This window comes from Vibrio sp. 811 (assembly GCF_033339195.1).
Map to the genome: position 1 here is coordinate 1 of NZ_JAWOUB010000704.1, position 576 is coordinate 576.

Below are 576 nucleotides of genomic sequence, written 5' to 3' on the forward strand. Positions count from 1 at the left end.
GGGTATTTCTGCTTACCTTACTTACCGTAAAACCATACACAAACTTGCGATAAAGCAAGCTACAGCCTAAGTTTTAGTATTAACAAAGAAGCCCTCAACTGAGGGCTTCTTACTATCAACTTTTGGCTATACCATGCACAAGTTTACTGGTCAGCAGGGAATACTACGCCAGTCTGTTTGCGTACTTCAGTCAATACTTTTGCAACGGTCAACGAACGTTGTTTCATTTGTTCATCAATCACACCAAGCTTTAACTGCTTCGCAAATGCTTCTGCTTCGTAGAACATATGATTCTCGGTTTGAGGCAAAGTTAGGGTCTCTTTTTCTTCACCACGAAGAATACGCTCTACACCACGGCCTGTGGCGATCATATCGACCAACACACTGCCTTGCTCACCTTGAAACTCGCTTGGGATAAGAGAATCACTGACTTTCGAGTGCAGAAGATTTACGTTAAAGCCATCATACGCCAGCGTTACGCTGCCGCATCCGTCAACGCCTGATGGAAGCACATGCGCACTGGCTTGAACAGAGTTCGGCTCACCAAACAACTCAATCGCAGAACCCACGCAGTAA

The 576-nt window shown here is 45.3% G+C and carries 1 pseudogene; it reads right to left on the minus strand.

Annotated elements, in window-relative coordinates:
• Window positions 1-143: 143 nt before the first annotated feature.
• A pseudogene (locus tag R7Q46_RS28945) lies at window positions 144-576 on the minus strand (gfo/Idh/MocA family oxidoreductase); the annotation flags it as partial.